25 protein-coding genes are annotated in these 24,371 nt (G+C 67.2%); 13 read left to right on the top strand and 12 right to left on the bottom strand.

Annotated elements, in window-relative coordinates:
- Nucleotides 1-219: 219 nt before the first annotated feature.
- Nucleotides 220-2,739 carry a PepSY domain-containing protein gene (locus tag AC5P9F_RS03945; protein ID WP_164225650.1) on the top strand — a complete coding sequence of 840 codons (2,520 nt, stop codon included), beginning with the start codon at nucleotides 220-222 and terminating at the stop codon, nucleotides 2,737-2,739.
- A gap of 46 nt (nucleotides 2,740-2,785) precedes the next feature.
- Here AC5P9F_RS03945 and AC5P9F_RS03940 read toward each other — a convergent pair whose 3' ends face one another.
- Nucleotides 2,786-5,323, bottom strand: coding sequence for a methyl-accepting chemotaxis protein (locus tag AC5P9F_RS03940; protein WP_099473996.1), 2,538 nt, complete (start codon nucleotides 5,321-5,323; stop codon nucleotides 2,786-2,788).
- 207 nt (nucleotides 5,324-5,530) lie between these two features.
- On the opposite strand from AC5P9F_RS03940, the gene AC5P9F_RS03935 reads away from it, so the two are divergent.
- Nucleotides 5,531-6,256, top strand: coding sequence for a hypothetical protein (locus tag AC5P9F_RS03935; protein ID WP_099530448.1), 726 nt, complete (start codon nucleotides 5,531-5,533; stop codon nucleotides 6,254-6,256).
- Between the two features lie 55 nt (nucleotides 6,257-6,311).
- Nucleotides 6,312-7,151, top strand: coding sequence for an arylamine N-acetyltransferase family protein (locus tag AC5P9F_RS03930; protein ID WP_100438937.1), 840 nt, complete (start codon nucleotides 6,312-6,314; stop codon nucleotides 7,149-7,151).
- Nucleotides 7,152-7,216: 65 nt separating this feature from the next.
- On the opposite strand, the gene AC5P9F_RS03925 is transcribed toward AC5P9F_RS03930, so the two are convergent.
- The 3 genes from AC5P9F_RS03925 to AC5P9F_RS03915 are packed head-to-tail and all read right to left on the bottom strand — an operon-like array spanning nucleotide 7,217 to nucleotide 9,346.
- On the bottom strand, nucleotides 7,217-7,588 hold the full coding sequence (locus AC5P9F_RS03925; protein ID WP_049452088.1) for a VOC family protein: 372 nt from the start codon (nucleotides 7,586-7,588) through the stop codon (nucleotides 7,217-7,219).
- A gap of 22 nt (nucleotides 7,589-7,610) precedes the next feature.
- The gene (locus tag AC5P9F_RS03920; protein ID WP_005411236.1) at nucleotides 7,611-8,249 is read right to left on the bottom strand and encodes a response regulator transcription factor; all 639 of its coding nucleotides are present in this window, start codon (nucleotides 8,247-8,249) and stop codon (nucleotides 7,611-7,613) included.
- Nucleotides 8,246-9,346 carry a sensor histidine kinase gene (locus AC5P9F_RS03915; RefSeq protein WP_100438938.1) on the bottom strand — a complete coding sequence of 367 codons (1,101 nt, stop codon included), beginning with the start codon at nucleotides 9,344-9,346 and terminating at the stop codon, nucleotides 8,246-8,248. Before AC5P9F_RS03915 ends, AC5P9F_RS03920 begins: the two co-directional genes overlap by 4 nt.
- 156 nt (nucleotides 9,347-9,502) lie before the next feature.
- Here AC5P9F_RS03915 and AC5P9F_RS03910 point away from each other — a divergent pair, with 156 nt between their 5' ends.
- From AC5P9F_RS03910 to AC5P9F_RS03900, 3 genes are all read left to right on the top strand, one after another.
- Nucleotides 9,503-9,925, top strand: coding sequence for a DUF2141 domain-containing protein (locus AC5P9F_RS03910; protein WP_100438958.1), 423 nt, complete (start codon nucleotides 9,503-9,505; stop codon nucleotides 9,923-9,925).
- 26 nt (nucleotides 9,926-9,951) lie between these two features.
- On the top strand, nucleotides 9,952-11,475 hold the full coding sequence (locus AC5P9F_RS03905) for a carotenoid oxygenase family protein (RefSeq protein WP_164225652.1): 1,524 nt from the start codon (nucleotides 9,952-9,954) through the stop codon (nucleotides 11,473-11,475).
- A gap of 62 nt (nucleotides 11,476-11,537) precedes the next feature.
- Nucleotides 11,538-12,254 (top strand): ABC transporter substrate-binding protein, encoded by a 717-nt coding sequence (locus AC5P9F_RS03900; protein WP_005411240.1) that lies wholly within the window; start codon nucleotides 11,538-11,540, stop codon nucleotides 12,252-12,254.
- A 31-nt stretch (nucleotides 12,255-12,285) separates the two neighbouring features.
- Here the strand turns inward: AC5P9F_RS03900 and AC5P9F_RS03895 are convergent, their stop codons facing one another.
- Nucleotides 12,286-13,185 (bottom strand): LysR substrate-binding domain-containing protein, encoded by a 900-nt coding sequence (locus AC5P9F_RS03895; RefSeq protein ID WP_005411241.1) that lies wholly within the window; start codon nucleotides 13,183-13,185, stop codon nucleotides 12,286-12,288.
- A gap of 98 nt (nucleotides 13,186-13,283) precedes the next feature.
- On the opposite strand from AC5P9F_RS03895, the gene AC5P9F_RS03890 reads away from it, so the two are divergent.
- Complete coding sequence (locus AC5P9F_RS03890) at nucleotides 13,284-13,427, top strand: hypothetical protein (protein WP_164281572.1); 144 nt, start codon at nucleotides 13,284-13,286, stop codon at nucleotides 13,425-13,427.
- Nucleotides 13,428-13,434: 7 nt separating this feature from the next.
- On the opposite strand, the gene AC5P9F_RS03885 is transcribed toward AC5P9F_RS03890, so the two are convergent.
- Nucleotides 13,435-14,001, bottom strand: a complete 567-nt coding sequence (locus AC5P9F_RS03885) for a GIY-YIG nuclease family protein (RefSeq protein ID WP_088431089.1) — start codon at nucleotides 13,999-14,001, stop codon at nucleotides 13,435-13,437.
- A gap of 42 nt (nucleotides 14,002-14,043) precedes the next feature.
- Nucleotides 14,044-15,597 (bottom strand): alkaline phosphatase, encoded by a 1,554-nt coding sequence (locus AC5P9F_RS03880; protein WP_100438959.1) that lies wholly within the window; start codon nucleotides 15,595-15,597, stop codon nucleotides 14,044-14,046.
- 121 nt (nucleotides 15,598-15,718) lie between these two features.
- On the opposite strand from AC5P9F_RS03880, the gene AC5P9F_RS03875 reads away from it, so the two are divergent.
- A complete protein-coding gene (locus AC5P9F_RS03875; protein WP_100438941.1) occupies nucleotides 15,719-16,513 on the top strand; it encodes a D-alanyl-D-alanine carboxypeptidase family protein in 795 nt (264 codons plus the stop codon).
- Nucleotides 16,514-16,526: 13 nt separating this feature from the next.
- Here the strand turns inward: AC5P9F_RS03875 and AC5P9F_RS03870 are convergent, their stop codons facing one another.
- Nucleotides 16,527-17,120 carry a TetR/AcrR family transcriptional regulator gene (locus AC5P9F_RS03870; RefSeq protein WP_100438942.1) on the bottom strand — a complete coding sequence of 198 codons (594 nt, stop codon included), beginning with the start codon at nucleotides 17,118-17,120 and terminating at the stop codon, nucleotides 16,527-16,529.
- A 16-nt stretch (nucleotides 17,121-17,136) separates the two neighbouring features.
- Nucleotides 17,137-17,733 carry an NAD(P)H-dependent oxidoreductase gene (locus tag AC5P9F_RS03865; RefSeq protein ID WP_049418037.1) on the bottom strand — a complete coding sequence of 199 codons (597 nt, stop codon included), beginning with the start codon at nucleotides 17,731-17,733 and terminating at the stop codon, nucleotides 17,137-17,139.
- 126 nt (nucleotides 17,734-17,859) lie between these two features.
- Here AC5P9F_RS03865 and AC5P9F_RS03860 point away from each other — a divergent pair, with 126 nt between their 5' ends.
- Nucleotides 17,860-18,396, top strand: a complete 537-nt coding sequence (locus AC5P9F_RS03860; RefSeq protein ID WP_005414649.1) for a hypothetical protein — start codon at nucleotides 17,860-17,862, stop codon at nucleotides 18,394-18,396.
- A gap of 33 nt (nucleotides 18,397-18,429) precedes the next feature.
- Here the strand turns inward: AC5P9F_RS03860 and AC5P9F_RS03855 are convergent, their stop codons facing one another.
- Nucleotides 18,430-19,257: an isocitrate lyase/PEP mutase family protein gene (locus AC5P9F_RS03855; RefSeq protein ID WP_274849933.1), complete on the bottom strand. Its 828-nt coding sequence runs from the start codon at nucleotides 19,255-19,257 to the stop codon at nucleotides 18,430-18,432.
- Between the two features lie 166 nt (nucleotides 19,258-19,423).
- Here AC5P9F_RS03855 and AC5P9F_RS03850 point away from each other — a divergent pair, with 166 nt between their 5' ends.
- The 4 genes from AC5P9F_RS03850 to accC all read left to right on the top strand — a co-directional run bounded on the left by AC5P9F_RS03850 (nucleotide 19,424) and on the right by accC (nucleotide 22,898).
- Entirely contained in the window at nucleotides 19,424-20,152 is a 729-nt protein-coding gene (locus AC5P9F_RS03850) for a DOPA 4,5-dioxygenase family protein (protein WP_180872629.1), read from the top strand.
- Nucleotides 20,153-20,537: 385 nt separating this feature from the next.
- A complete protein-coding gene (aroQ, locus tag AC5P9F_RS03845) occupies nucleotides 20,538-20,981 on the top strand; it encodes a type II 3-dehydroquinate dehydratase (protein WP_005411251.1) in 444 nt (147 codons plus the stop codon).
- Between the two features lie 59 nt (nucleotides 20,982-21,040).
- A complete protein-coding gene (gene accB, locus AC5P9F_RS03840; protein WP_005411252.1) occupies nucleotides 21,041-21,520 on the top strand; it encodes an acetyl-CoA carboxylase biotin carboxyl carrier protein in 480 nt (159 codons plus the stop codon).
- Nucleotides 21,521-21,530: 10 nt separating this feature from the next.
- Nucleotides 21,531-22,898, top strand: coding sequence for an acetyl-CoA carboxylase biotin carboxylase subunit (gene accC, locus AC5P9F_RS03835; protein WP_005411253.1), 1,368 nt, complete (start codon nucleotides 21,531-21,533; stop codon nucleotides 22,896-22,898).
- Nucleotides 22,899-22,995: 97 nt separating this feature from the next.
- Here accC and AC5P9F_RS03830 read toward each other — a convergent pair whose 3' ends face one another.
- Together AC5P9F_RS03830 and AC5P9F_RS03825 are read right to left on the bottom strand one after the other, a co-directional pair.
- Nucleotides 22,996-23,370, bottom strand: a complete 375-nt coding sequence (locus AC5P9F_RS03830; RefSeq protein WP_005411254.1) for a hypothetical protein — start codon at nucleotides 23,368-23,370, stop codon at nucleotides 22,996-22,998.
- Complete coding sequence (locus AC5P9F_RS03825) at nucleotides 23,367-24,332, bottom strand: hypothetical protein (protein ID WP_032967023.1); 966 nt, start codon at nucleotides 24,330-24,332, stop codon at nucleotides 23,367-23,369. The genes AC5P9F_RS03830 and AC5P9F_RS03825 overlap by 4 nt, the downstream gene beginning before the upstream one ends.
- Nucleotides 24,333-24,371: the final 39 nt, after the last annotated feature.

The following is a 24,371-nucleotide window of genomic DNA, read 5'->3' as shown; positions in this document are numbered from 1 at the left end:
ACTTGCAGCGTCCCCCTCAACCGGACCCACCCCGCCAACCCACGGAAAGCCAGCTTTTGACGTTGACGTTGCTCCGGCTTGTAGCGGGTGCAGGGCTGCAAAGCCCTGCAACAAAACCCTCCTTGACCGTAGCCCGTCCGCCACGGAGAATTCCGCGACTAATTCTCATTTGCTGTTGCGCAGGATGCGGGCGGCAGCCTTCCAGGCCCTCCTCCTTCCATGTTCAAGAACGTCCTGTTCCAACTGCACTGGCTGCTGGGCATCACCGCCGGTGCCGTATTGGCCGTGATGGGCCTCAGCGGCGCCGTGCTGTCCTTCGAGGACGAACTGCTGCGGGCGGCCAACCCCGGCTTCGCCGAAATCGCCGAGCATCATGCCGACGGCCAGCTTCCGCTTGAACTCAGCGAACTGGTGCCGCTGCTGCAGGCCGGCGGTGATCGCCCCCTGCAGCGCCTGCGCGTGGACGCCACCGGGCAGCGGCCTTCGGTGGCACGCTTCGCTGGTGGCAAGGAGCACTGGGTCTACTTCGACCCGTACAGCGGCGAGCGCTTCAGTGCCTTGCGTGGGCAGGCGTTCTTCGATTTCGTCGAGGACCTGCATCGCCACCTCGCCGCCGGCGAGCGCGGCAAGTGGATCACCGGCAGCTGTGCGATCGCGCTGCTGTTCTTCACCCTGTCCGGTCTTTACCTGCGCTGGCCGCGCCGCTGGTGGCACTGGCGCAGCTGGCTGGCGGTGGAATGGAAACGCAGCGGCCGTGGCCTCCTGTGGAGCCTGCACTCGGTGGTCGGCACCTGGATGCTGCTGATCTACCTGATGAGTGCGCTGACCGGCCTGTGGTGGTCCTTCGACTGGTATCGCAGTGCCGCCAATACGCTGCTTGGCGTCGCACCGGCCGCCAAGCACAAGGTCGCCACCGGCGCCACCCTGAACCTGGAGCGCATCGAAGCCACGCTGTATGCCCTGCCCGGCGTGCACACCGGCTACATCGACCTGCGCCTGCCGGAAAAGCCTGGCCAGGCGCTCAACGTGCGGGTGATGGCTGGCGATCCGTCACAGCGCGGTGGTCACCATGACCGTGCACATGATCTGCTGCAGCTGGATCCGGCCAGCGGGGCAATCCTCGATTCGCGCCCCTACGCGCGCCAGGGCGCCGGCGCGCAGCTGGCCACCAGCGTGTTCGCATTGCACTCGGGCAGCTACTTCGGCATGCCCGGGCGTGTCGTGGTGATGCTCAGCAGTCTGGCCATGAGCCTCTTCTTCATCACCGGCTGGATGCTGTACCTGGACCGCCGCCGCAGCCAGCGTGCCGCGCGCGGGCTGCGCCGGTCGCTGCCGGTTGCCACCGATGATGGCCGCGCACCTTGGCTGGTCGTGCATGCCAGCCAGAGCGGGCTGGGCGAGCAGCTGGCCTGGCGTGCCGCCGCGCAGCTGCAGGCCGCTGGCCATGGCGTGCAGGTACTGCCATTGGCCCGGGTCGATGCCCCGCAGCTCGCGCGCACTGCGCAGGCATTGTTCGTACTGAGCACCTTCGGCGATGGCGAACCGCCGGATGCGGCACGGGGCGCTGCGCGGCGGCTGCTGGCACAAGCGCCCGATCTGTCGGGCCTGCAGTTCGGCCTGCTCGCCCTGGGTGACCGCCAGTACCCGCATTACTGCGGCTTTGGCCGCCAATTCGATGGCTGGCTGCTGGGCAACGGCGCACGTGCGCTGTTCGAGCGCATCGATGTCGATGCCGCCGCGATACCGGCGCTGCGCCAGTGGCAGCAACATCTCGGCGCGCTGACCGGCATCGCCACCGATGACAGCGTGTTGCCGGCCGCGACGCAGATGCACGAGTGGCGCCTGCTCGGCCGTGACCGCCTCAATCCAGGCAGCATGGGCGGCGCCATCTGGCACATCCGTCTTGCGCCACCGGCTGATGTGCAGTGGCAGGCGGGCGACATCCTGCACATCGCGCCCCGCCACAACGCGCGGCACGCCGCTGCGGTGCTGAAGGCACATGGGCTGGATCCCCAGCAGCCGCTGCTGATTGACGGCCAGCCGCGCACGCTGTTGGCGCTGGCCAGCGAGCGCGAGCTGCCCGATGCCGATGCTGCGCTGGCGGTGCAGGATGCGTGCCTCTGGCTGGCAGGGCTGCCACTGCTGCCGGGGCGCGAGTACTCCATCGCATCCTGTACGGATAACAGTGCGGTCGAACTGGTGGTGCGGCTGGTCCATGACGAAACCGGACGCACCGGCCTGGGTTCGGGCTGGCTGTCGCTGCATGCGCCGGTCGGTGCCAGCATCGTGGCCCGCGTGCACCGCAACCCCGGTTTCCATCGCGTTGGCGGTGCGCCGATGGTGCTGATCGGCAATGGCACCGGCATCGCGGGCCTGCGCAGCCTGCTGCGCGAAGCCGCGCATGCAGGTGAACACGGGCACTGGCTGCTGTTCGGCGAACGCCAGCGCGCGCACGACTTCCTGTTCGCCGATGAGATCGAAGCGTGGCAGGCCGATGGCCATCTCGCGCGGGTGGACCTGGCGTTCTCGCGCGATGGTGAGGGCGGCTATGTGCAGGATCGCCTGCGTGCAGCAGCCGATGCCCTGCGCGACTGGATGCAGCGTGGTACGGTCATCCACGTCTGCGGTTCGCTGCTGGGCATGGCCGAAGGCGTGGACCAGGTGCTGCGCGAAGCACTGGGTGATGAAGAAGTGGAAACGCTGCTGGAGACCGGGCGCTACCGTCGCGACGTGTATTGAGCCACAAGGGTAGTGCCGGCCAGCGGCCGGCACTACCGGAGCACGATCAGGCCGCAGCGCGCGCCTGTGGCATCGACTGCAACTGGAACGCGCCCACCGCTTCGGCCAGCGCGTGTACCTGCGCCTGCATCTGCGCGGTGGAGGCACCAGCCTCTTCCACCAGGCTGGCGTTGCGCTGGGTGCTGGCTTCCATCTGCACGATGGTCTGCTTCACCTGCGCGATGCCGGCATGCTGGTCCTGCGATGCACTGCGGATACCGGCCAGCAGCTCGGCCAGCTGCTGCACGCTGCCAACGATCTCGCCCATCGTGATGCCCGCCTGCTCGACCTGCTGGTTGCCCTGGCCAACACGCGCCACCGAATCCTCGATCAGTCCTTTGATCTGCTTGGCCGCTTCGGCACTGCGCTGGGCCAGCAGGCGCACTTCCGCAGCCACCACGGCGAAGCTGCGGCCCTGCTCACCTGCGCGCGCGGCTTCCACCGCGGCATTCAGCGCGAGGATGTTGGTCTGGAAAGCGATGCCATCGATCAGCTGGGTGATGTCGCCGATCCGCCGCGAGGCCTCGCTGATGCCATGCATGGTCGCGACCACCTGGCCGACGGCCTCGCCACCGCGCTGGGCCACCGCGGCCGCCCCCTGCACCAGGGCATCGGCGCGGCCCGCGGCATCGGCGTTGCGGCCAACGGTGTCGGTCAACTCGTGCATCGACGCTGCCGTCTCTTCAAGGTTGGCCGCCTGCTGTTCGGTACGCTGCGACAGATCATGGTGACCGGCAACGATCTCACCCACACCGGTGTCGAGGCTGGACGTCGCCTGCTGGATGCGGGTGACGATGCGGCCCAGTTGCGCGACCGTGGCGTTGGCATCGTCGCGCATGCGTGCGAACACGCCCTGCAGCTCACCTTCCATGCGCACGCTGAGGTCACCACGGGCCAGCGCCGCCAGAAGCGCCTGCAGATCGCCGAGGTTGGTCTCGAAGGTCGCCAGCAAACGGTTGATGCTGGTCGACAACGTGCGCACGAAGCCCTGTTTTCCCTCCAGCGCGATGCGGCCGTGCAGGTCGCCATGTGCGGCGGCGTCGACCAGTGCTGCCACTTCGGTTTCCAGCAGCGTTTCCAGCGCGCGGCTGCGCCACTCCACTGCCACGCCGAGGAAATGCCCTTCGTCGGTGATGGCATTGGCGATCAACTGATAGCGGACGCCGGCATGACCGATCTCGCGCTCCTCGCGCTGGCGCACGCCAGCCAGGCTGGCCAGTGCCGGATGCAGGCGTACCGCATCGCTCCCCACCAGATCTTCAAGCCGGAGTGCAAGCTGCTCCAGCAGCGCCGGATTGGCGTACGCCACCAGGCCTTCGGCATCAATCACCATCAAGCCGGCCTGTGCGCTGTCCAATGCCTGGCGCACGCGGGTGTTGCCGCGGGCCACCGCACGCTCGGTCTCGATGCGCGCGCGCAGGCGCTGCTGCATGTCGACCAGGCGCTGGGCCAGCTGGCCGATTTCATCGTTGGCGTTGTAGACGCGCAGGGTGGTGTCGAGGCGGTCGTCGGCGATGTCGCTGGCGAAACGCAGGGTGTCCTGGATCGGCTGGCGCACCGCACGTAGCACCAGCACCAGGCTGGTGATCAGCACGCCGGCCACCAGCAGCAGGGTCAGTGCGAACACCACGCTCATGGTGCGCGCGCCGGCCTGCTGGCGTGCCTGCGCCCTGGCCAGCGCCGCCACCTGTGCCTGCTGGAATGCGGCCAGCGCCGGCGCTACGCCCGTGGCGGTATCCAGCAGCGACTGCGCTTCCACATCCAGGCCGACGCGGGCAGCGGTATACCCCAGCAGTGCGGCCTGATACGCCTCCATCCCGGTGCGCAGGGTGTCCCGCACATCCGCAGGCAGGCCCGCCAGCGCGAGGTCGAACGGCAGCTTCTCCTCGCTGGCGCGGTCGGCGTGGGTGGAATCACCGTCGAGCAGCAGCAGTGCCTCCTGCCTTCGCATCGTCTGCAGGGACAGCGCCAGCGCGGGCCGCTGCTGCACATCCACCTGCGCCTGCAGGGTGTCGGCGGCCTGCTGCAGCTGCGCAGCGAGGCCGGCATCACCACGGCCCATCTCGTCGACCCGTTCGAACAGGGCGGCCACACCCTGCGAGAACGCATCGGCGGCTTCGGTCAGCGCCTGCAGGGCCTTGCGCCGGCCAGCATCCATCGGCATCGCGCGCAGCGCCTGCAGATCGGTCTGCAACGCCTTCTGCGTGGCCAACAGCTGCGCGCGGTCGGCATCATCGAAACTGCGTGCATACTGGGTCTGCAGGCGACGCGCTTCGGCCACCCGCGTGGACAGGCTGGCAGCCAGATCGCTGCCGCGCTGGTAGCTGGCCTGGCTGCGCGCAGCCAGTGCGTTGGCATGGCCAGTCCAGGCGTAGACAGCAGCGATCGCCACCAGGCCCAGGCCGCAGATCCACAGTGTGGCCTTGAGCTTGTTGGCCACGCTGAGCCGATGTGGCTGCAGCCAGCGCAGCAGCCCGGGGGACGCCGAGTGCAACGCAGCAAGGCGCGTGCGCAGGGACCGGAGGTGGGGGACAACGGCCGACATGACAGACTCCAGGCGGAAAGACGCACCTGTATCGGCCGTATGCGAAGAAACTTTAGGTCTAATTTTCTTCTTCGCGGATCCGATCTCGCTTCTTGTACCGGCAACAAGCGACGATGCGATGACAGAGAACACCTCCATTTCTCATCTCCTGAGAATCCCGACTGATAGAACTACGTTTCACACAACTACCTTGGAGCAACTGCAGCCATGCTTAGCAGCACGGTACTGAATCAGATTCAGACGCTTGGCATCCCTGTCGGGATCGGTACTGTCATAGTTGTCCTCGCAACTATCGTGCGCTGGTTCTTCGGACCTCCTATGGACAGTTTCCACCGCTGGAGAGAGTCAAAGCATCGGGATCGCGAGTACTTGCTGAAGATCGCGGATCATTCAGAGGATGATCTGGAAGCAAGCTGGGTAAAGGAGTCCACGTTGCAGGAGGCATTTCGAGGGCGCTATGGCCTCCTGGTCGGGCGCGAGGAGCGCCGGGCCTACTTCAACCTCATGCGCTGCTACTCGCCAAGCATAAAATGGCGCCATATCAGGGGCATAAGCACACTGGCACGGCGCAGCATGGATGGCGCCGGCATTGAATTTCACATGCCCAAGCGAGAGCGCCGCTGGCGATACGCTGCCGCTGCTACTGGCATGATCTTCTATCTGTTCGGCAGCGTGCTTTGGGTTGAAGGCCTGCTTTCCGCCATGCATGGCTCTTGGGCGGGAATTGTTCTGGGGGTTCCGGTCGCAGTAATGGGCGCTTTCACAACGCGCGTATCCCTGTTCCCTCTGCAGAGCTACGACGCAGTTGGAAAAGTTATCCAGCCTAATGAGCGTAATGAGTTTCTTTTGATTCCGATCCCCGAAGCAAAGAAGCCAGAGCCCTCCTCTCTCAAGCCGGCGCCAATTGACGCTATTCCGCGCCACCGCGCTTGACCTCACCCCCGGTTGGGGGAGCACAGTGGACATCCCTCCCCCGCCCGCTGCCTCCATGACGACGCTCGATGTCCCCCGCTACCTGCAGCGCCTGCAGCTGGATGCGCCGCCACCGCGGACCCTGGCCGGCCTGACCCTGCTGCAGCAGCGCCACAACGCACTGCTGCCCTTCGAGACCCTCAGCTGCCTGCTGCGCGATGCGGTGCCGATCGACCTGGACAGCGTGCAGCGCAAGCTGCTCGACGAGCGCCGCGGTGGTTACTGCTTCGAACTCAATGGCGGGTTGCTGGCGCTGCTGCAGGCATTGGGCTTCGATGCGCAGCCATTGAGCGCGCGGGTACTGCTGACCGCCCAGGACGGCGAACTGACCGCGCGTACCCACCTGCTGCTGCGCGTGAACGTAGACAGCGACGATTGGCTGGTGGATGCCGGTTTCGGCAGCCTGACCCCGACCGTGCCGCTGCGCCTGCATGATCCGCAGCCGCAGGCCACGCCGCACGAACGCTATCTGCTGCAGCGCCTGACCGACGAGGGTGATTTCGTGCTGTCGGCCGAGTCCAACGATGGTTGGCGGGCGATGTATCGGTTCGACCTGCAGGCGCCGGCACCGATCGATAACGTGGTGGGCAACTGGTACGTGTGCACCCATCCCGATTCCAGTTTCCCCGGGCAGCTGCGCGCGTCGCTGACCGGGCCGGACTGGCGCCGCACCATCGGCAGCGGCAACTACACCGAGTATCGCCCCGGGCAGGCACCGGACAAGCGCCCGCTGCATGATGTGGGTGATGTGCGTGCCGTGCTGCAACAGCGCTTCGGCATGCAGCTACCGGACGACCCGCGACTGGACCCGGCCATCAATGACTGGCTGCAGCGCTCGCGCGCCGCGACCTTGTAGGGCCGAGCCCATGCTCGGCTGAGCTGGAGCGGCTGGGCCAACAGCAGCCAAGCGTGGTCTCGGCTCTACAGAGCTGCGCGCGCCTGCAGCGCAATGCGGTTGCCTTCGCTGTCGCGGATCTCGGCCACGCGCCAGTCGCCCGCATCGGCGGGTCCGAAGCGCAGCTCGGCGCCCGCTTGCAGTGCTCGCTCCAGGCTCGCATCCAGGTCATCGACGCCGATGTAGACGCGCGCCCCCTGTTCGGAAGGCCGGTAGTCCGCGCCGTGCACCAGCGCAATGCTGGCACCGGCGGCCTCATCGGAGAACGGCAGGTAGGCCATCCGGCAGTCGTGCAGCACGACAGGTTCGTCCACCGCGACCTGCAGCCACCGCTGGTAGAACGTGATGGCACGGTCCAGGTCACTGGCCGGGATTTCCACATGCAGGATCGGGTTCACTGGCACTCCTTGCTCGGTCCACTCAGATGATGCGCAGGGTAATCGCCTTCAGCACCGCACGGGTGCGATCGCGGGTGCCCAGCTTGTCGAGTATGGCGGACACGTAGTTCTTCACCGTGCCCTCGGCCAGGAACAGGCTGCGCGCGATCTCCTTGTTGCTGTAGCCACCGGCCAGCAAGCGCAGGATCGCCACCTCGCGTTCCCCGAAGGTATCGGTGGGCGGTGCTTCATCGTGGAAGCGGTAGCGGGCGCGTACCGGCTCGGTGCTGACCGGCAGCAGCAGGGTTTCGCCAGCGGCGACGCGCTCGATCGCCTCGCGCAGGTCTGCGGGTGCGGCGTCCTTGAGCAGGAAGCCCTGTGCGCCGGCCTCGCTGGCGCGCAGCAGCAGGTCACTTTCATCAAAGGTCGTCAGCAGCAGCCACGGCGTGGCATCGCCGCGCGCGCGCAGCTGGCGCACTGCCTCGATGCCGTCCATCCCGGGCATGCGGATGTCACTGAGCACAACATCCACGCGCTGGGTGGACAGCGCGTCCAGCAACGCCTGGCCCTCCTCGGCCTCCAGCGCCACGTCCACGCCCAACCCCTGCAACAACGCACGCAGCCCGGCGCGGACCAGCGCCTGGTCGTCGGCCAGGGCAACACGGATCGCGCTGCCGTTCATGCCGGCACCCAGGCGGTCAGGTGCATGCCGCCCTGTGCGGTGCGGGCCAGTTCCAACTGACCACGCACTGCGGCCAGGCGCTCACGCATGCCGGCGATGCCGTTGCCCTCGCGGATACGTTCGGCGCGCTGGCCGTCGTCACGGATGTCGATACGCAACCGGGAATCCTCCTCGTTGATCGTCAGCCATACGGTGTCTGCGTTGCCATGCCGGGCGGCATTGGTCAGCGCTTCCTGTACCAGGCGCAGCACGGTCTCGGCCATCAGCGGGTCAACCACGCGCACGCACTCGCCGATCTGCAGCTGCAGCTTCGGGCGCGGGAACGGCGCGGCCAGCGCGTGCAATGCGGTGGCCAGATCGAGGCCGCGATCATCGCGCATCGATTGCACCACCTGGCGGATGTCAGTCAGCAACTCGCCGGACAGCTGCTCGGCCAGCACCAATCCTTCGCGCTTGGCCAACACAGGGTCGGCCGCAAGGGCACGCAGGTTCAAGCGCATCGCGGTGAGCTTGTGCCCGGCCACATCGTGCAGTTCGCGCGCCAGGCGCAGGCGCTCGGCATCGCGTGCGCTGTCGGCCAGCAGCGCGCGGGTGGCCAGCAGGTCGGCGTTGACGCGGGCCAGGTCATCGCGGGCCAGCGCCGTGCTGCGGGCATAGTGTGCGGTCAGTGCGGCAAAGGCCTGGAAGCCGCCATAGAGCAGCACCACCAGCAGCGGCTGGCTGAAGCCGCTGTAGCGCAGCACGAGATACATGGCGAGGTTGGCCAGCAGTGCAACAGCCAGCACGAAGCGCGGTGGCCAATGCTCGGCCAGCTGCGCCACCAGCACCACCAGCAGTACCGGTGCGGTGCCGGTACGCGGCTGCAGCGCAACCAGCACGACCGCCAGCAACACCTGCAACACCGCCGCGACAGCGCGCACGCGGGATGGCACCGACGCCCAGCCGTGCACCACGAACAGCAGCAGGAACACGGCAAGCAGCAGCAGGCTCAGCCCGGCACCGTTGCGCTGCACCGCGAATGACAGGCCCACCACCAGCACGGTGGCCAGGCCGGCGAGGCTGAGGGGACGCAACAGATGGCGGAACAGGCTGGGCATGGCCAGATGCTGACCGCCGCGCACGCCGGCGGCAATGGGTCCGGCGCAGAAAGTGACTTCTGGCACGTCGAATCGATGACCACTGGCCCTGAACCCGGTGCAGCGCCGCACGCAGACTGGCGCCACACCGCCACACACACTTCCGGAGCCACTGCCATGATCCGCACCGCCCTGCTCAGCACCGCCCTGACTGCCCTGGCCCTGGCCGGCAGTGCCCACGCCGCCGACCTGGCCGTGACCGTGCACGACGTCCGTGTGCAGACCGGCACCCTGCGCGTTGCGCTGGTCGACAGCGCCGCCGCCTGGGACGGCAAGGCCAGGCCCGTGCAGGCCCAGCAGGTGGCGCCCAGCGGCGACAGCGCCCACTTCACGTTCAAGGGCGTTCCGGCCGGCAGCTATGCCGTGCTGCTCACCCACGACGAGAACGACAACGGCAAGCTCGACACCAACCTGGTCGGCACGCCGGTGGAGGGCTACGGCTTCAGCAACAACCCGCAGGTGATGCGCAAGCCGACCTTCGACGAGGCGCGCGTCGACGTACCGGCCGCCGGCACCGCCATCGACATCACCCTGCGCTGATTCCTGCATCCAGACCCGAGGCCACCATGGACCGTCGCCGCTTCCTTCGTACCCTGCTCAGCAGCAGTGCCTGTCTGGCCCTGGGCACCACCGCGCTGCGCAGCGCTCCCGCCTTCGCCGGCGACCCGGCGCGGTTCGCGCAGGGCATGCAGGAACACCCGTGGCTGCTCGGCTGGCGCAGCGTCGGCAGCGAAAGCCTCGGCCCGGCCACCGTGCAGTTGCAGGGAAAGCTGCCGTCAGGCCTGGCTGGCACGCTGTACCGCAACGGTCCGGCGTGGACCGAGCGCGATGGCTTCCGCTACGACCACTGGTTCGACGGCGACGGCATGGTGCATGGCTGGCGCTTCAATGGTGATGGCAGCCTGACCCATCACGGGCGCATGGTTGCCACGCCGAAATTCACCCGTGAACAGAAGGCCGGCCGCTTCCAGTATCCGGCCGCCGGCACCAGCATTCCCGGTGCGCTGGCGGTACGCAACAACGATGATGCCAACGTGGCCAACACCTCGGTGACGATGATCAATGGCCGCCTGTTCGCCCTGTGCGAATCCGGTTCGGCGTTCGAAGTGGACCCGGATTCGCTGCAGACGCTTGGCCCTGTCACCTGGCGTCCGGACCTGGCGGCGCTGCCGTTCTCGGCGCACCCGCTGACCGACCACGACGGGAGCCTCTGGAACTTCGGCTCGATCAGCCTGATGGGGGGCCATGGCCTGCTGGTCTGGCACATCGGTGCGGACGGCCAGCTGCGCAGCGCAAATGTGATCGAAACACCCGAGCATGGCTACCTGCATGCCTTCGCGATGACCGACCAGCACCTGGTGTTCGTGATGATGCCGTTCGATTTCACCGGCGCAGGTGGCAGCTTCTTCGAGCGCATGCAGTTCGCACCGCAGCGTCCGGTGCGCATCGCGGTGGTCGCCAAGTATGCCCCGGACAAGGCGCAATGGTTCGAGGCCCCGTTCGCGGCGATCTACCACTTCGGCGACGCGTTCACCCGCGATGGCGGCATCGTGCTGCGCGCAGTGCGCCACGACGACATCAATGAGGCGCGCTCGCCGATGAAGGAAGCGATGGCCGGTGATGGCGCACACGCGGCCAACAGTGGCGCCAGCCTGGTCGAGCTGCATCTGGACCTGCGTCGTGGACAGGCCCGCTGGCAGACGTTGGGCATCAGCGCGGTGGAGTTCCCGTTGTTCGACCCGCGCTCGGCGAACACACGTGGCGCACGGCTGTATGCGCCGACCATCGACGGCACGGCCACTGCGCCGTACTTCAACGCGGTGGCCGCGTTCGAGATCGAGCACGGGCGCCGCCAACTCTGGAACTACGGGGCGGACATCATGGCCGAAGAGCATGTATTCGTACCGCGCCCGGGCAGCCGCAACGCCGATGACGGCTGGCTGATCGGCACCCTGCTCGATCCGGTGAACCAGCGCAGCGGTCTGGCCGTGCTGGATGCGCGCCATGTGGATGACGGTCCGCTGGCCCAGGCGTGGCTGCCGTATGCGGTGCCACTGGGCTTCCACGGCACCTTCGCCGCGCGCGGCTGAGTCCACGCCACGCGGACACCGTTGTTGGCATGCTGGGTCTCCCCTGCCCCGTGGAGTCCTGCATGTCCCTGGCCGACCACCGACGTACGCTGGCACCGCACGGTTTCCTGCGCGTGGCGATCAACCTGGGCAACCCGGTGCTGGCACAGGGCGATGCGCGCTCACCGCGCGGCCCCTCGCTGGAACTGGCTACCGCGTTGGCGCAACGGATGGGGGTGCAGGCACGCTTCACCTGCCACGATGCCGCAGCCTCGGTGGTCGCCGCAGCGGGCGAAGACGGCTGGGATCTGGCCTTCCTGGCGATCGATCCGGCGCGTGCCGACCGCATCGCCTTCAGCGCTCCGTATGTGGAGATCGAAGGCACTTACCTGGTGCGCGAAGACAGCCCGGCGCAGCAAGTGGCCGACCTCGACCGCGACGGACTGCGCATCGCGGTGGGGCGTGGCGCGGCCTATGACCTGTTCCTGAGCCGGGAACTGCGCCATGCCACGATCGAGCGGGCGGACACCTCGGCAGCGGCCATCGCCCTGTTCGACCAGCACCGCCTGGATGCCGCCGCAGGTGTACGCCAGCCGCTGGCGGCCTGGGCGAAGGCACATCCCGGCCATCGGGTGCTGGCCGATCGCTTCACCGCGATCCAGCAGGCAGTGGCGGCACCGGCCTCACGCCCCGCCGATGCGCTGCGGGCGCTGTTTGAGGAAGTGGAAGCGATCAAGGCGGGCCCGTTGCTGGAGGAAGCGTTCGCGCGTGCCGGGCAGGCGGTTACCCTGGTGCAGTGACTGTAGAGTCGAGATCGAGCACCGCGCGGCGTTACAGATGCGCGTCCGCCATGTGCTGCACATGCTCGGCGGCCTGCGCATGCAGCCAGTCGCGGAACGCGAGGAAGCCGCGATGGCTGGCCGAGCGCTGCGGGTACACCAGCCAATGCGGCCACGCCGTCTTCAGGCGCTGGCTGGACAGTGCGACCAGCTGGCCGGATTCCAGCAGCAGGCGTGCCCGGGTCACCCGGCCAAGGGCCACGCCTACGCCATCCAGTGCGGCGCGATGGTGCGCCTCCGAATCATCCAGCACCGCCACGAAGCGCGATGGCGGGCTCTGCCCGCTCAACGCGAACCAGGCGCCCCACGCGCCGTCGGGATCACCGAGCAGCGGCCACTGGGTCAGCGGTACACGGTCGATGCCCCCCATGCGCTCGATCAGCGCGGGGCTCGCCATCGGCACCAGCCACTCGTCGAACAGCGGTTCCACCACCAGGCCCGGCCATTGCCCGCTGCCCAGCCGCAGCGCGGCGTCGAACTGGCGCTGCCGCTCGAAATCAATCAGGCGCTCACTCGACTGCAGGTTGATCTCGATCTGCGGATGCTCAGCCACGAAGTGACCCAGGCGCGGCACCAGCCAGGCCGATGCCATCGATGGCACCGCACTGATCGTCAGCACGTGCTCGGCACGCGCGGCATAGGGCTGGAAGGCTTCGTTTATCGCATCCAGATGCGGCCCCACCTGCTCGAGCAGGCGCTGCCCCTCAAGGGTAAGGGTGATACCACGCGGCTGGCGGATCAGCAGCGGCTGCCCGAGCCGTTCTTCCAGCTGCCTCATCTGGTGGCTGAGCGCGCTGACGGTCAGGTTCATCGACGCCGCCGCGCGCGACAGGTTGCCAAGCCGGGCGGCAGCCACGAAGCCCTGGAGGGCATGGAGCGGAGGGCGGGACATAAGGCTTGAAATTCTCTCAAGTCATGCTTGCGGAAATGTCGCTTTTTGCCCGTCCATGCTGCCCGTATCGTGCAATCCACTCAAGTGGAGGCACGCTCATGAACATCTTCGGCGGCTTGTTGTTCCTGCAGGGCCACGTGGCCAGCGCCGAGCTGGCACGCCAGCTGGCCAGCCCGTCCACACCTGCCCCGCAGTGCGCGCGGCAACCGGCCGCGCCGGTTCAGCCGCCGCGAGCCCGTTGAACGCTCCTCAACCTGCATACCAGCGTTGGACGTGTTCAGGCAGCCACGGGATCGGATCGATGTCCAATGCCTGACAACCGTCGAGGGTGTCACGCAGCGCTCTTTCGCCGGGGCCACCGGGGATCCGCAGGCCTTCCTCTTCGGGAAGCTGCGCCGCAGCCCAGTCGTGCAGCCGGTCCATGCGCAGGCGAAGCGCGGCTCGCAGCCACCCCTTCAGTGGATAGCAGCGATAGCCCTGTTCGCCCAGGCCGGCAACCGCAAGCGACAAAGCGTGGTTGGCACCACGTACCCATTCGGTGCGGCCTCCAGCCTTGTCCTGGACCGTCATCGGCGCCGGCGCGCGGTGCGCCTTGAACGGCGAACGCAGCTGCAGCTCCAGATCCCGCGCATCGCGCTCGCTTTCCGCTTCCACCAGCGCACCGGCGTCGAGATCGAAGAACTCGAACCAACGCCGGTGCAATGCGCTGATGCGCCCAAGCGGATCACGTGAGAAACCAATCTTCGCGTAGTCTTCCCACGCACAGGGGAAGACGTAGGCGAAGACACGACCGTCGATGCGGATATCCGACTGCATGTGCGCAGGCTGCCTCGACAACAGCCCGCGTGCAACCGGGCGTTACCGTGGACGCTGCAGCGCTTCCTGCACTGCGGCAGCCACGTCGGTATTGTCGATGTAGCTGCCGTCGTTCCAGCGCACGTGCTGACGGTAGCCGGCATCGACGCCCCGCACGCGCTTGCCCAGCAGCTCCGCGCCGGCGCCCCTCGCCCACAGCGGCACCAGCGCGTTGGAGTGGTTGCCGGTGGGGCGGAAGCTGATTCCGGGCATGCGGCCGCGACCGTTGTTGCGTACCGGCGCGAAAGCCACGTTCTGTGCATCCGGGCCCATCGGCATGCTGTTGTCGTGGTCGGTGGTGACGATCAACAGGTTGCGCTCCCAGCCACCGTTGCGCTCGATCCAGTCGACCACCGCCGCCACCGCGTCATTGAACTCCACGGTTTCTTCGATCAGCCGGCCATGCTGCGGCTGATCGCTGCACTGGCCGTAATGCCATTCGGTGCCGCACGCACTGGTATGTGCGGCCCAGTCGGTGGCGCCGCCTTCCACCATCAGGAACAGCCCCTTGGACGAGCGCTGCTGCAGGAACTGCAGTGCGCCACGCGTCATGGTCGCCAGATCAGGCACGCTGTCGATCTTCCTCACTCCCGAGGGCGTGGCTGCATCCTTGCCCAGCACCTGCAGCTGGCGCGCCTGCTGCAGTGTGTTGGCCACGCGCGGTACACCGATCAGCGGCCTGTCGGCCGGCAACCGTCCCTGCGCCAGTGCGGCGAACGCTTCCTTGCTGCGGATCAGGCGCCACGGTCCCGCCGGATTGCCGCCGATGGTGCTGCCCGCTTCCAGCTGCTGCCAATCCTGCTGCGACACCCACTCCCATGGATTCGCACAGCCCTCCGCCTTCGCGGCGTCCGTACCTTCATGGCAGGCGCGGCCGTCGACGCTGTAGCCCGGGCCGCCCGTGCCCATCACCAGGTCCATGTGGCCCTGCGCCAGCATCTGATGTGCGATGGCGTGATAGTTGCTGCGCGATTCGTTCTGCGCCGCGAACGCGGCCGGCGTGGCATGCGCGAACGGCACCGAGGTGACCACGCCAGTGGCCATGCCCAGGCGCTTGGCGCGCAGCGTATTGAACTCGACCGGCTGGCCATCGTTGTTGAAGTTGATGGCGTTGTTGTAGGTCTTGATCCCCGAGGACAGCGCAGTGCCCGCCGCCGCACTGTCGGTAGCCACCGCGGCCAGGTACTGGTAGCCCGCAAAAGGCAGGTCCAGCGCAGGAACCGGCGCGTCATCCCAGGCCTTGCCCGGGTCGTAGCCAAGCGTCTGCGCGTTGTCACCGGTCGGCTGGCTGCTCGCGTTCAACGGAAAGGTGGTCACCGCCAGGCGCAGTGGGAAATCCGCATAGGGTGCGCCTTCACGGCTGCCGTACTGCCAGTAGGCGGCGGCGTCCCAGGTACCCCAGCCGGCACCGTCGTTGATCATCACGATCACATTGAGCGGACCGGCTTCGGCGCTGGAAACAGCCTCGGCGCGCAGGTTGGGCTGGCAACCGCCAAGTGCGGCCAGCGCGAGCAGCAACGAAGAATGAAGCCAGCGGCGTGGAATGCGTGCAGTCATCGGATGTCCCGTCGGGCCATCGGCGGCCCACAATGGCGATACGTTATATCGTTTCAATATTTCAGCTTCGTGCAGCCGCCGCACACTATCCTCCAGGGTCCCCGCTACCATCGTCGCTTCCATGCCGTCTCCTGCTCCTGCGCGTGCACCGCTGTCGTCCATCACCCTCGATGCGGCAACTTTCGCGGTGATTCACCAGCACAACGCGGATATCGCCAGGCAGCCGGCCTCGCTGACCAAGCTGATGACCGCCTACGCGGCTTACGAATGTGTCGAGGAGCGCGGGCGCTCGTGGGGCGACGAAGTCACCATCGCCGCCGGCGACGTGCATGCGGTTGCCGACGATGAAACGCGCATGGGCCTGGTGCCCGGCGAAACGGTCACGCTCGCGCGCCTGCTGGAAGGGTTGATGATCGTCTCCGGCAATGACGCGGCGCTGGCCATCGCGCGCCACCTGGACGGATCGCAGCCTGCGTTCCTGGAGCGCATGAACCGGCACGCACGCCAGCTCGGCCTGCGCAGCAGCTGGTTCGCCAGCGTCTCCGGCATCACCACGCCGCACCATGCATCCAGCGCGCGCGACATGGCAGTGCTGGCCGCCTGCCTGCTGAATGACCATCCGCAGATACTGGCAATCACCGCGCAGCGCGCGTTCGTGCATGGCAGCTTCAGCCGCAACAACCAGAATGCGCTGCTTGGCGATGATGGCGTGGATGGATTGAAGACCGGCTACACCCAGGCAGCAGGCTTCTGCCTGGCCGCCACCGTATGCCGGGCAGTGCCCGGGCGGGATCAGCCGGTACGCCTGATCACCGTGGTATTGGGTTCTGAAAGCCGCGACGCGCGCGATGCCCTAGTGCGCGATCAGCTGGCGGCAGGATTCGCCACGCTGGCCAGCAGCACTGCCGGGGCCTGACGCCCGAAGCGGCTCAGCGCCGCTCGACCGTCGCCACGATCAGCCGCTGCAGCTCGGCCTCGGCGTTGGTCTTGTCCAGCGCGCCTGCCGCCACGGCTTCGGACAGGGCTTCAGCCGCACCGAGAATCGCCCAGCGCCCAGCAAGTGGCACCGTGCCATCGGCGGCAAACGGACCCAGCCATATGTTGCAATTGTCGATGAAGTCCTGCTGGTAACGCCGCCGCACCTCGTGCAGTTCCGGCGCTCCCACCAGCGCGGCGAGGATGCCCTGCACTTCACTGCCCTGGCTGAGGATGCAGTCGATGTAGCCGGAGCCGATGGCCGCCGCACGGTCGGCCAGCTGCGCGCGGGCGCGGCCGATACGCTCGTGGAAGACCACCGTCTGCCGCCCGTCATAGTCATCGTAGAGCGCGGCCAGCAGGCCGTTGCGGGTCACGAAGTGATCGTAGGCCACCGGCTTGGTCACACCGGCCGCCTCGGCCAGCCGTCCCAGCGTCAACGCGTCGGTGCCTTCTTCACCCACCAGCGCCCAGGCCACGTCCAGCAACTGGCGGGCGCGTTGCTCGCGGGTCAATCGGCGGCGCGTGGGAGCGGCGTTGGCGGGCATCGGCGGAACACGGCGATCAGCGCATCGGAGTGCCTATTTTACGGCCGATCGCCAGCGCGGTCTGCAGATGCGCTCCAGCCGCACCGGTATCGGCATCCAGCAGCAGGTCGGACGTCAGCACGCGTGCGCCACAGTAGTCGAAGATGCCCATGTCGATCTGCGTCTTCATCGCCGCATCGTAGCCGCGTCGTTCGACCATCGCTGCATCGGCACCGCCCAGCCCCACCAGATGCACGTTCAGGCGCTGCAGCTTCTTCACCAGCTTGCCCTGCGCATCCTGTGCGTAGGCCCATTCGTTGGTGAAGACACGGTCGATCCAGCCCTTCAGCAGTGCCGGGAACGACCACCAGTACAACGGGAACACCAGCACCAGCGTATCGGTGGCCTCCAGCCGTGCGTGCTCGGCGGCGATGTCGGCCGGTACCGCGCCGGTGCTGCGGAACAAGGCTTGGTCCTGAGCGTTGAAGCGCGGATCGAAGCCTTCGGCCATCAGATCGGCGTAGGCCACGGTGTTGCGGGCGTCGGCAGCATTGATGGCATCGCCGATGCGATGCGCCATCGCATGGGTCAGCGAACCGGGTTCAGGGTGGGCGATGACAATGAGGCTGTGCATGGGGGGTCTCCAGAAATCAATACCTACCAATAGTAAGTAGTGATTTTCGGGATACCAGCGCCATCGATGGGACGCTGTTTTCGCATCCACCGTATAGTGCGGCGGTGCCCTGTGAGACACCCGAACATGGATCGACGCCTGCCCCTGACGATGCTGATGCTGCTGTCGCTGTTGCTGTTGCTGCCATCCGCCTTCGCAGGTGAACTCAGTCCCAGTGATGCGAAGGCTCTGCGCGAAGATGTGCGCGCCATGATGGCTGCATACGCCCGCGGCGATGCGGACTTCCTCATCGAACGTACCCATCCCAGCCTCAAGCGACTGGCCGGCGGCGATGACGCCTTCCAGGCGATCACCCGTGATGCGTTGAAGAAGCAGCACAACGCCGGTGTAGTGATCATCAGCGAAGATGTAGGTGTGCCGACCCGGACCTATGCTGCCGGAGAGGAAGAAGTCTGCTTCGTGCCACGCCAATCCCTGATACGGGTGCGTGAAACCCCAATGCGCAGCACCACGTTCATGGTGGCCGTGCGCCGCGTTGGTGGTTCCGGCTGGACGTATCTGGATGGCACCGGGCTGCAGGGCAATCCAAACCTGCTTCGCCAACTGCTGCCAGCGCTGGAACCCGACGTGACCTTACCCAAGCGGGAGATCGAGGCGCTGTAGTCGCCGGCCCCTCCCGCCTTGCACGGCGTGGATCTAGCGGAACAGCGCGTTCAAGGCAGCCCCGGAGGCCGCCTGCTGCAGGCCATCGAAGCGTCCGTCCTGCACGATCGGCTGGGTCGCCTGCATCAGCCCGCCCCACGCGGCACGGGCGAGTGCGCCGCCCAGACTCACCCGGCGCACGCCGAGCGCGGCGATGTCCTGCAGGCTCAGCGACGTCGGTCCACCGACCAGCAGGTTCACCGGCTTCGACCCGGCAGCGGCGACCACCGCGCTGATCTGCTCGCGCGTGCTGATGCCAGGTGCATACAGCACATCGGCACCGGCCTCTGCGTAGGCACGCAGGCGCTGCAGGGTGTCCTGCAGATCCGGCACGCCGACGAAGAAGTTCTCCGCACGCCCGACCAGCAGCACGTCGCCGCCCGCGCGGTCGATGGCTGCACGGGCAGCGCGCAGGCGCTCGACCGCCTGGTCGATCGGACGCAGCGGTGCATCGGCCACGCCGCTGGCATCCTCGATCGACAATGCCGCAATGCCGGTGTCGATCGCCGCGGCCACCGCCTCCTGCACCGCCTGCGGCGTGGCGCCGAAGCCATCACCGAAGTCGGCATTCAACGGCAATGGGGTCGCTGCCGCCATCACGCGCAGATGCGCCAGCGTGGCCTGCAGCGAAACCGCTCCGTCCGGCCGTCCTTCGCTCCAGGCGCAGCCGGCACTGGTGGTGGCCAGTGCCTGGAAGCCCTGCCGCTGCAGGTAGCGGGCACTGCCCACATCCCACGGGTTGGGCAGCACGAAGCAACCCTGCGCGTGCAGCTGGCGGAAGAACGCGCGCTTTTGCTGTGTGTCGGCATCGGGCGAGATCATGGAAGGGCTCCGGGGCGGCAGACCTGCACCCTAGCCCGCCCAGCGGCCACGCTCAACGACAACGGGGCGCACCTGCATGAGGTGATGCCCCCTGCTTATTGGACGCTGTGGATGCGGGTGCCCGAGCGTGCTTGCCTGCCCACACGATGCCGCCACGGAGCCCTTCATGCACCCGGACCCGCAGACCCTCACCGACGCCGGCGATGATGACGCCCACTGGGCCGACCTGCTTTCGCCGGCACGGCGCCGCCTGATCGCTTCGGCGGGTCTGGCCGCTGGCGGCCTGGCCAGTGCCTCGACCGCCGCCGCAGCACCGCGCGGCAACGACGCGGTGAACACCACCGAGCCTGGCCGCCCCGGCTTCCGTGCCATCGTGCCGCCAGCACCGGAAGGGCACAGCCCCTGGGGCCAGGCCACGGCCAGCGAACCGACCCCGCGCCCGACCAGCGTGCGTCCCGGCGAGGCCACCCTGCCCGTGACCCCACGCGCCTACACCGACATCAAGAGCTATCACGCGCACATCTACTTCGACGAGGACAGCTTCGAGAAGGCTGCGCTGCTGCGGCGCTGGGCGGCCGAGCGCTTCCCGGTGGAGCTGGGCAACTGGAACCTGGAACCACGCGGGCCGCACGTCACCCCCTCGTTCTACTTCGGCTTCACCAACGACCTGCTGCCGGTGCTGGTGCCCTGGCTGCAGCTCAACAGCCTGGGCCTGACCATCCTGATCCACCCCAATACCGGTGATGGCCGCGCCGACCACCTGTATTACGCGTTGTGGGTAAACCGCGCGCAGCCGGTGAATGCCTACAACTGGCCGGCACCGAAGCCTGGAGAACGGGAACCGCTGGAAGAGGTGTTCCCGAACGTGGTGCCGACGGTGCCGCTGGAGACGTGAGCGGGGGCGTGGCGGGGGGCAGTAGGCGTGCGGCGCACCTTGGGCTGCCCCTCGGTGGGTGCGTAGCGTGCTGCGTACCGAACGTCCTCCATCCACGCATCGCGTGGATCTATTGAATGGTGGCCTCATCCGCGCGTGGCGTGGATCTACTGCAGCACCACCCATGACAGCATCAGCCCTGCCCATGCCTGCCGCCATCGTCGGCCTACGTGCATGCATCCCCGGCCTGCGAGCCATTCAGCGCGCCTTGATCCAGCGCCCGCCATACGGCCACAAGCGCTCCGGCAGATTTCAAACGTTCGATTGAAACGCTGCAAACTTCGCCGAACTGGACAGCATCCGCCGGTTCCGCCAGACTGCCGCCCTTTCCCGTCTTCCGGATCCCATGGCGAAGCTGCTGGTCCTGCACGGCCCCAACCTCAACCTGCTCGGCACACGCGAGCCGGAGGTCTACGGCCACACCACGCTGGCCGACATCGACCAGGCCCTGGCCAGCCAGGCATCGGCCGCCGGGCACGCGGTGGAGAGCCTGCAGTCCAATGCCGAGCACGTGCTGGTGGACCGCGTGCAGGCCGCGCGCGACGACGGAACCGCTTTCATCCTGATCAACCCCGCCGCCTTCACCCACACCTCGGTTGCCCTGCGCGATGCGCTGGCCGCGGTGGCGGTGCCGTTCATCGAGATCCACCTGTCCAACCCGCATACCCGCGAACCGTTCCGCCAGCACAGCTACTTCAGTGACAAGGCGGTGGGCGTGGTGTGCGGCTTCGGTGCCGACAGCTACCGCTACGCGATGGACGCGGCGCTGCTGCGGGTATCCGCCACCTGATTGTCGACCCGGGCGCCCACGGCGCTCTCCTCACCTAGATAGAAACCAAAGAGGCCCTCATGGATCTGCGCAAAATCAAGAAGCTGATCGACCTGCTGGAAGAGTCGAACCTGGCTGAAATCGAAATCAAGGAAGGCGAAGAGTCGGTGCGCCTGTCGCGTGCCCCGGTGGCCGGCTATGCCGCCCCGGTCGCCGCCCCGGTGTACGCCGCTCCGGCCGCCCCGGCACCGCAGGCAATGCCGATGCAGTCGCCGACCGAAGCCTCCACCGGCGGTACCGCCAAGCCGGGCCCGGCACTGCCGGAAGGCCACGTGCTGCGCTCGCCGATGGTCGGCACCTTCTACGCGTCGTCCGCCCCGGACAAGCCGGCCTTCGTCACCGTTGGGCAGCAGGTCAAGGAAGGCGAGACCCTGGCCATCATCGAAGCAATGAAGATGTTCAACCCGATCGAAGCCGACACGTCCGGCACCATCGTCGCCATCCTCGGCGAGAACGGCCAGCCGGTGGAATTCGACCAGCCGCTGTTCGTGATCGGCTGAGGGGCACGCCATGCTCGACAAAGTCGTCATTGCCAACCGAGGGGAGATCGCGCTGCGCATCCTGCGCGCGTGCCACACCCTCGGCATCCGCACGGTGGCCGTGCATTCCACGGTCGACCGCAACCTCAAGCATGTGGCCATGGCCGACGAGTCGGTCTGCATCGGCCCGGCGCCGTCGCCGCAGAGCTACCTCAACATTCCGGCGCTGATCGCCGCCGCTGAAGTCACCGACGCGCAGGCGATCCATCCCGGTTACGGCTTCCTGTCGGAGAACGCCGACTTCGCCGAGCGCGTGGAAGAATCCGGCTTCATCTTCATCGGCCCCAAGGCCGACACCATCCGCATGATGGGCGACAAGGTCGAAGCCATCCGCGCGATGAAGTCGGCCGGCGTGCCGTGCGTGCCCGGTTCGGGCGGCCCGCTGGGCGATGACATCGTCGCCAACACCAAGATCGCCCGTGAGATCGGCTACCCGGTCATCATCAAGGCGGCCGGTGGCGGTGGCGGTCGCGGCATGCGCGTGGTGCATGCCGAGGCCTCGTTGAAGACCTCGATCGAAACCACCAAGAGCGAGGCCAAGGCCGCGTTCGGCAATGGCGAGGTCTACATGGAGAAGTTCCTGGAGAACCCGCGCCACGTGGAAATCCAGGTGCTGGCCGACGGCCAGGGCAACGCCATCCACCTGGGTGAGCGCGACTGCTCGATGCAGCGCCGCCACCAGAAGGTGGTGGAAGAAGCACCGGCACCGGGCATCACCGCCGAACAGCGCGAGCAGATCGGCAAGGTCTGCACCGAAGCCTGCGTGCGCATCGGCTACCGCGGCGCCGGCACCTTCGAGTTCCTGTACGAAGACGGCCGCTTCTACTTCATCGAGATGAACACCCGCATCCAGGTGGAACATCCGGTCACCGAAATGGTCACCGGCATCGACCTGGTGGCCGAGCAGCTGAAGATCGCCGCCGGCCAGAAGCTGTCGATCAAGCAGAGCGACGTGGTGCTGACCGGCCACGCGATCGAGTGCCGCATCAACGCCGAAGACGCCGAGACCTTCGTGCCCAGCCCGGGCACCATCACCGGCTTCCATCCGCCGGGTGGCCCCGGCGTGCGCGTGGATACCCACATCTACAGTGGCTACCGCGTGCCGTCGAACTACGACTCGATGATCGGCAAGCTGATCGTGCACGGCCCGGACCGCGAAACCGCCATCGCCCGCATGCGGGTGGCGCTGAGCGAGATGGTGGTCGACGGCATCAAGACCAACATCGCCCTGCAGCAGCGGATCATGCGCGACAAGGGCTTCCAGGCCGGTGGCCAGAACATCCACTACCTGGAAAAGCGTCTTGCCGAGCGCAAGAACAAGCCGATCGCACTGACCTGATCGGCAGCAGGTACTGGACATGAAAAGGGCGGGGATATCCCCGCCCTTTTTCCATTGCCGTAGAGCCGAGCGTGGGCTCGGCTCTGCAGCAGGTGCATCAGCGCTTGTCGGCAGCTTCGGCCGGGATCTGCGAATTCGCCAGCGGGCGAACACCATTGGGCGAGCTCGGGTCGACGATCACCATCGTCTCGGTGGACCCATCGGGCCACACCACCTGGAAGGTACTGCCTGCCGGCAACGAAGCAAACGGCATGCCGCTCTGCGCGCGATAGACCGCAGCGACCTGGCTGGCACCCACGCGGCGCACATCTTCCTGCGCCTTCACCGTGGTCAGTTCCACTTTCGACAGATGCCGGTAACGATCTTCATAGGTGTCGATCATCAACAGCCCGACCGCGCCGGCCGAATAGGCCACGAACAGCGCCACCCAGAACCAGAACTTGGCCCCATGCAGGAATCGACGGTAGTTCATTGCCCGCCCCTCTTGCCAACCAATCGCTTGATCCACTGCTTCATTTTCCCCGCACCTTGCCGCGAAACCGCAGCGTCATACACGAAATCCCGGAAATCCTGCGTCCCATCCTGCGAACAGATCCCTCCATTCGCACAAAAACTGTTGACCAGCACGCTGTCGGCACCACACGGTAGACCGAGCTCGCAGGCCGCAACCCGCCACGCCAGTTCACTGAGCTGTTCACCCGCCACCAGGCCAGTGAGCGCCTGGTCGCCCGCCGCGCGCACGCCCATGCCCGGTGCAATGGCCATGAAGGCCTCCGGATCGCGCGATGTGCGCACCCGCTCGACCAGGTCACGGCGGTACTCGGGGCTGTCATTCAGCGGCTCGCCTTCGGCAAACAGCGATGCTTCCGCTGCGAGGTTGCCCTGCGTGGCCGCCTTGCGGCGCTCGGCCAGCACCAGCGCGGACCCCAGCTTGTCGCCCGGCACGAAGCCGCCACAGCGCTGCGCCACGCGCTCGCGCGCCTGCACCATCGCCGGTGCAGCGGTCAGGCCCAGCCCGGCCAGCACATTGTTGTCCAACCGATAACCGCCCGGATCGATGGCGTACTGCGCGCAGTAGTCGTAGACCCGGCTGAGCATCCAGCGCGCCTCGTGATTGCCGTCGTCGGCCTGCACGCGCAGGCGCTGCGCGTAGGCGTACAGATCGGTCGCATCCTCGATGTCCGCGCGCAGGTCCAGCGGCAGGCCCGAAGGCAGCGCGTTGCCGCGCTCGAACGCCGCCAGGCGACGCGCCAACGCTTCCGGCACGACCGGCAGGGGCGCCGCATCGTCCGCCGCAACCTGCGCCGTCGGCAGTTCGCCTGCGGTCACCGGTACCGACCCGGCATGGCCGCTGGCCCGATACCCGGCCACGCCCAGCACGGCCACCGCCGGCAGCACGAGCAACCAGGTTTTCAGGGTCGGAGCAAAGGCCATTGGCGGCAGTGAGCGTTCATGGCGCACAGGAAAGCAACA

It is taken from the genome of Stenotrophomonas sp. YJH_SMC_4 (genome assembly GCF_059371575.1).
This window is presented reverse-complemented; position numbering and strand designations above follow the sequence as displayed.

Excerpts from the sequence above, each read along its gene's own strand:
- AC5P9F_RS03945 (WP_164225650.1), top strand. The coding sequence starts at position 220 with ATGTTCAAGAACGTCCTGTTCCAACTGCACTGGCTGCTGGGCATCACC.
- AC5P9F_RS03940 (WP_099473996.1), bottom strand. The coding sequence starts at position 5,323 with ATGTCGGCCGTTGTCCCCCACCTCCGGTCCCTGCGCACGCGCCTTGCT.
- AC5P9F_RS03935 (WP_099530448.1), top strand. The coding sequence starts at position 5,531 with ATGCTTAGCAGCACGGTACTGAATCAGATTCAGACGCTTGGCATCCCT.
- AC5P9F_RS03930 (WP_100438937.1), top strand. The coding sequence starts at position 6,312 with ATGACGACGCTCGATGTCCCCCGCTACCTGCAGCGCCTGCAGCTGGAT.
- AC5P9F_RS03920 (WP_005411236.1), bottom strand. The coding sequence starts at position 8,249 with ATGAACGGCAGCGCGATCCGTGTTGCCCTGGCCGACGACCAGGCGCTG.
- AC5P9F_RS03915 (WP_100438938.1), bottom strand. The coding sequence starts at position 9,346 with ATGCCCAGCCTGTTCCGCCATCTGTTGCGTCCCCTCAGCCTCGCCGGC.
- AC5P9F_RS03910 (WP_100438958.1), top strand. The coding sequence starts at position 9,503 with ATGATCCGCACCGCCCTGCTCAGCACCGCCCTGACTGCCCTGGCCCTG.
- AC5P9F_RS03905 (WP_164225652.1), top strand. The coding sequence starts at position 9,952 with ATGGACCGTCGCCGCTTCCTTCGTACCCTGCTCAGCAGCAGTGCCTGT.
- AC5P9F_RS03900 (WP_005411240.1), top strand. The coding sequence starts at position 11,538 with ATGTCCCTGGCCGACCACCGACGTACGCTGGCACCGCACGGTTTCCTG.
- AC5P9F_RS03895 (WP_005411241.1), bottom strand. The coding sequence starts at position 13,185 with ATGTCCCGCCCTCCGCTCCATGCCCTCCAGGGCTTCGTGGCTGCCGCC.
- AC5P9F_RS03890 (WP_164281572.1), top strand. The coding sequence starts at position 13,284 with ATGAACATCTTCGGCGGCTTGTTGTTCCTGCAGGGCCACGTGGCCAGC.
- AC5P9F_RS03885 (WP_088431089.1), bottom strand. The coding sequence starts at position 14,001 with ATGCAGTCGGATATCCGCATCGACGGTCGTGTCTTCGCCTACGTCTTC.
- AC5P9F_RS03880 (WP_100438959.1), bottom strand. The coding sequence starts at position 15,597 with ATGACTGCACGCATTCCACGCCGCTGGCTTCATTCTTCGTTGCTGCTC.
- AC5P9F_RS03875 (WP_100438941.1), top strand. The coding sequence starts at position 15,719 with ATGCCGTCTCCTGCTCCTGCGCGTGCACCGCTGTCGTCCATCACCCTC.
- AC5P9F_RS03870 (WP_100438942.1), bottom strand. The coding sequence starts at position 17,120 with ATGCCCGCCAACGCCGCTCCCACGCGCCGCCGATTGACCCGCGAGCAA.
- AC5P9F_RS03865 (WP_049418037.1), bottom strand. The coding sequence starts at position 17,733 with ATGCACAGCCTCATTGTCATCGCCCACCCTGAACCCGGTTCGCTGACC.
- AC5P9F_RS03860 (WP_005414649.1), top strand. The coding sequence starts at position 17,860 with ATGGATCGACGCCTGCCCCTGACGATGCTGATGCTGCTGTCGCTGTTG.
- AC5P9F_RS03855 (WP_274849933.1), bottom strand. The coding sequence starts at position 19,257 with ATGATCTCGCCCGATGCCGACACACAGCAAAAGCGCGCGTTCTTCCGC.
- AC5P9F_RS03850 (WP_180872629.1), top strand. The coding sequence starts at position 19,424 with ATGCACCCGGACCCGCAGACCCTCACCGACGCCGGCGATGATGACGCC.
- aroQ (WP_005411251.1), top strand. The coding sequence starts at position 20,538 with ATGGCGAAGCTGCTGGTCCTGCACGGCCCCAACCTCAACCTGCTCGGC.
- accB (WP_005411252.1), top strand. The coding sequence starts at position 21,041 with ATGGATCTGCGCAAAATCAAGAAGCTGATCGACCTGCTGGAAGAGTCG.
- accC (WP_005411253.1), top strand. The coding sequence starts at position 21,531 with ATGCTCGACAAAGTCGTCATTGCCAACCGAGGGGAGATCGCGCTGCGC.
- AC5P9F_RS03830 (WP_005411254.1), bottom strand. The coding sequence starts at position 23,370 with ATGAACTACCGTCGATTCCTGCATGGGGCCAAGTTCTGGTTCTGGGTG.
- AC5P9F_RS03825 (WP_032967023.1), bottom strand. The coding sequence starts at position 24,332 with ATGGCCTTTGCTCCGACCCTGAAAACCTGGTTGCTCGTGCTGCCGGCG.